Annotated in this window: 4 protein-coding genes; all 4 read left to right on the top strand. The window is 70.9% G+C overall.

The genetic code is table 11. The features are described 5' to 3' along the window. Nucleotides 1-1,372 (top strand): FAD-dependent oxidoreductase (locus H5J26_RS29680; RefSeq protein WP_181769052.1); only part of this gene is annotated, 1,372 nt, incomplete at its 5' end. Between the two features lie 194 nt (nt 1,373-1,566). Next, nucleotides 1,567-2,103 (top strand): Dps family protein, encoded by a 537-nt coding sequence (locus tag H5J26_RS29685; RefSeq protein ID WP_181769053.1) that lies wholly within the window; start codon nt 1,567-1,569, stop codon nt 2,101-2,103. A gap of 15 nt (nt 2,104-2,118) precedes the next feature. Continuing rightward, nucleotides 2,119-2,562, top strand: coding sequence for an SRPBCC family protein (locus H5J26_RS29690; protein ID WP_181769054.1), 444 nt, complete (start codon nt 2,119-2,121; stop codon nt 2,560-2,562). 121 nt (nt 2,563-2,683) lie between these two features. Further along, on the top strand, nt 2,684-3,302 hold a 619-nt coding region (locus H5J26_RS29695), incomplete at its 3' end, for a LacI family DNA-binding transcriptional regulator (protein WP_181769055.1).

Below are 3,302 nucleotides of genomic sequence, written 5' to 3' on the forward strand. Positions count from 1 at the left end.
CGGCGGCCGGGTCGGCGGCTGGCCCACACGCCTCGCCGACGGTACGAGCGTCACCATGAGCCGCGGCTTCCACGCCTTCTTCCGGCAGTACTACAACCTCCGGGCCCTGCTGCGGCGGGCCGATCCGGACCTGAACTCCCTTGTTCCTCTGGCCGATTACCCGCTCCAGCGCTGTGACGGTCCACGCGACAGCTTCCGGCGCGTGCCTCGGACACCCCCGTGGAGCGTGCTGGGATTCGCCTCCCTCAGCCCCACGTTCACCTGGCCGGGCCTGAGGCGCATGAACCCCCGCGCGGCCCTGCCGCTGCTGGACGTGAGCGTGCCGGAGGTCTACCGGCGGCTCGACACCGTCAGCGCCGAGGACTTCCTGCGCGCCGTGCGCTTCCCGGAGGAGGCCCGGCATCTGGCCTTCGAGGTCTTCTCCCGCAGTTTCTTCATCGACCCCCGCGAGATGTCGGCTGCGGAGCTGGCCCTGATGTTCCACATCTACTTCCTCGGCTCAGCGGAGGGCCTGCTCTTCGACGTACCCTCCGAGCCGTTCCCCACCGCCCTGTGGGACCCCCTGACCCGCTACATGACACGTCACGGCGCCGACATCCGCACGGGCGTGCAAGTGCGCGAAGTGCACCCGGCCGGGAGCGGGTTCCGCCTCGTCACCGAGGGCGCGTCGGACGTACCAGGGGGTGCCGGGAGCGCGGACGAGCACTACGACGCGGTCGTCCTCGCGCTCGACAGCGGCTCGCTGCGCACCCTCGTCCGTGATTCGCCCGCCCTCGGAGACACCCCCTGGCGTGACCGGATCGGCGCGCTCCGGCAGGCCCCGCCGTTCCTCGTGGCCCGCTACTGGCTCGACCGTCCGCCGGCCGCCTCCCGCCCCCGCTTCCTCGGCACCAGCGGCTACGGCCCGCTCGACAACATCAGCGTCCTGGACCGGTGGGAAGGCGAGGCCGCCCGCTGGGCCCGCCGCACGGGCGGCGCGGTGCTGGAGGCACACGCCTACGCGGTGGATGCGCGGGCCGACCGCGCCGAGATCGAACGCGCGCTGTGGGACGGCGTCGTGCGCGTCTATCCCGAGACCGCCTCGGCCAGGGTGACCGACGTACGGCACGAATGGCGCCAGGACTGCCCGCACTTCCCCGTCGGCGGGTACGCCGACCGGCCCGAGGTGGGCACTCCGCACCCGCGCCTCGCACTCGCCGGCGACGCGGTGCGCACGGCACTGCCCGTGGCGCTCATGGAACGCGCCGCGACCACCGGCTTCCAGGCCGCCAACGCCGTGCTGGCCACGTGGGGCGTACGCGGCCAGACACTGTGGTCGGTCCCGGTCAGGGGGCGCTGCGCCCCGCTGCGTCTGCTCGCACGGCTGGCCTGACGGCGCCGCCTCCCGTGTGCGGGGGCGCACCGTGAGACCCGAACGGCCCACCGCCCGGCCGCCCGGCGCGCGCCCGCACCCCACCGGTGTTCGCATGGGATGAGCCGCCGGATCCCGGGCGGCTGCCGGTCCACGTGGAGAGGGAGAGCGCCGTGCCCCGCAAGGAGTCCGAACCGAAGTACACAGTGCCAGGCATGACCCAGCGGGACGGCGGCGATGTCATTCAGCTGCTGACCATGCGTCTGCACGCACTCAACGATCTCGCGCTGACTCTCAAGCACATTCACTGGAACGTGGTCGGTCCACACTTCATCGCGGTTCACGAGATGCTCGACCCGCAAGTCGACTCCGTACGCAAGATGACCGACACCACGGCCGAACGCATCTCCACCCTCGGCGGCTCACCGCACGGCACGCCGGGTGCGCTCGTCGAGGAGCGGCACTGGCACGACTACACCATCGGCCGTGCCGAATCGATCGAACACCTCGGTGCCCTGGACCTGGTGTACGCGGGCATCATCGAGGACCATCGAGCAGCCGTCCGCGCGACGGACGAGAGCGACCTGGTGACGCAGGACATGCTCATCGAGCAGCTCCGCAGTCTCGAACTCTTCCAGTGGTTCGTACGTGCACACCTGGAGAGCGCGGGTGGCGAACTCAGCACGACCAGCGCGAGTTCCGAACGGGACGCCGCCAGCAGGGCCACGAAGCAGGCGCGCAAGCAGCCTTGACGCAGGGGAGAAGTGATGGCTGGTCAGTTCGAGGTCGTGACCGAGGTGGACCGCCCCATCGAGGAGGTGTTCGCCTTCCTCGCCGACGGAGAGAACGATCCCAAGTTCAGCCCCAGGGTCGAGGAGATGGCCAGGACGACCGACGGCCCGTCGGGCGTGGGCACCGTCTACACGAGCACCGTCAAGGACGCCGGGGTGAAGACCCGCAGGGAGTTCCGCATCACCGAGTTCGTGGCGCCCACCAGGATCCGCTGGACCGAGACGTCGAAGAACCTCGTGACGGCGGAGGGCGGCTACGACCTGGAGCCGGTCTCCGAGGGCAGGACCCGGGTGCGGCTCTTCAACGCCCTCAACGGGCACGGCGTCGGGAAGATGGTCGCGGGCGTCGCGCTGAACGCGGCGCGCAAGGACGCCGACGACTTCGGCAAGCGCATCAAGAAGGCGGTCGAGTCCGCCTGAGCGCCTGACCTCCCGATCCGCGGACCACCGGCGCAGCCACCGGAAAAGGAGTGGACAGACTTCTGGGCGGCCTTCTACTGTATCGATACAGACTTAATCGATACAGAAGAGGGCTCGGGCCATGGAAACGCGTGCCAAGAAGGCGACGTTGCAGACCGTCGCGGACGAGGTCGGCGTCTCGCGGACCACCGTGTCCAACGCCTACGGCCGTCCCGACCAGCTCAACCGCGCACTGCGCGAGCGCATCTTCGAGGCGGCCCGGCGCCTGGGCTACCCGGGGCCCGACGCGGCGGCGCGCTCACTGCGGCGGGGGAAGGCCGGTGCCATCGGGCTGGTCTTCACCGAGACCCTCTCCTACGCCTTCGCCGACCCCTACTCGGTGGGATTCCTGCGCGGGGTCGCGGAGGTCGCCGAGTCCTCCGGCGCCGGTCTCCTGCTCATCCCCATGCCTCCCGGATCGTCGGAGCCGGAGGCCGCGGTGCGCGACGCGGTCGTCGACGGCTTCTGCTTCTACTGCGTCCCGGCCGGTCATCCCGCACAGCACGTGATCCGGGCACGGGGGCTTCCCCTCGTGACGACCGAGGGCTCCGACGACCCGTCGATCCCGTACGTGGGCATCGACGAAGTCGCCTCCGCGCGGCTCGCGGCCGACCACCTCGTCCGCCTCGGGCACCGGCGCTTCGCGGTCGTCGCCGACCACGTCGGAGAGCCCGGCCGTACCGGCGTCGCCGATGTGGCCG

Origin of the sequence: Streptomyces albidus (ex Kaewkla and Franco 2022) (assembly GCF_013870515.1) — a bacterium.
Lineage (GTDB): Bacteria > Actinomycetota > Actinomycetes > Streptomycetales > Streptomycetaceae > Streptomyces > Streptomyces albidus.

What these genes read in the sequence shown, in the direction of transcription:
- H5J26_RS29690 (WP_181769054.1), top strand. Translation starts at nt 2,119, where the DNA reads ATGGCTGGTCAGTTCGAGGTCGTGACCGAGGTGGACCGCCCCATCGAG.
- H5J26_RS29685 (WP_181769053.1), top strand. Translation starts at nt 1,567, where the DNA reads ATGACCCAGCGGGACGGCGGCGATGTCATTCAGCTGCTGACCATGCGT.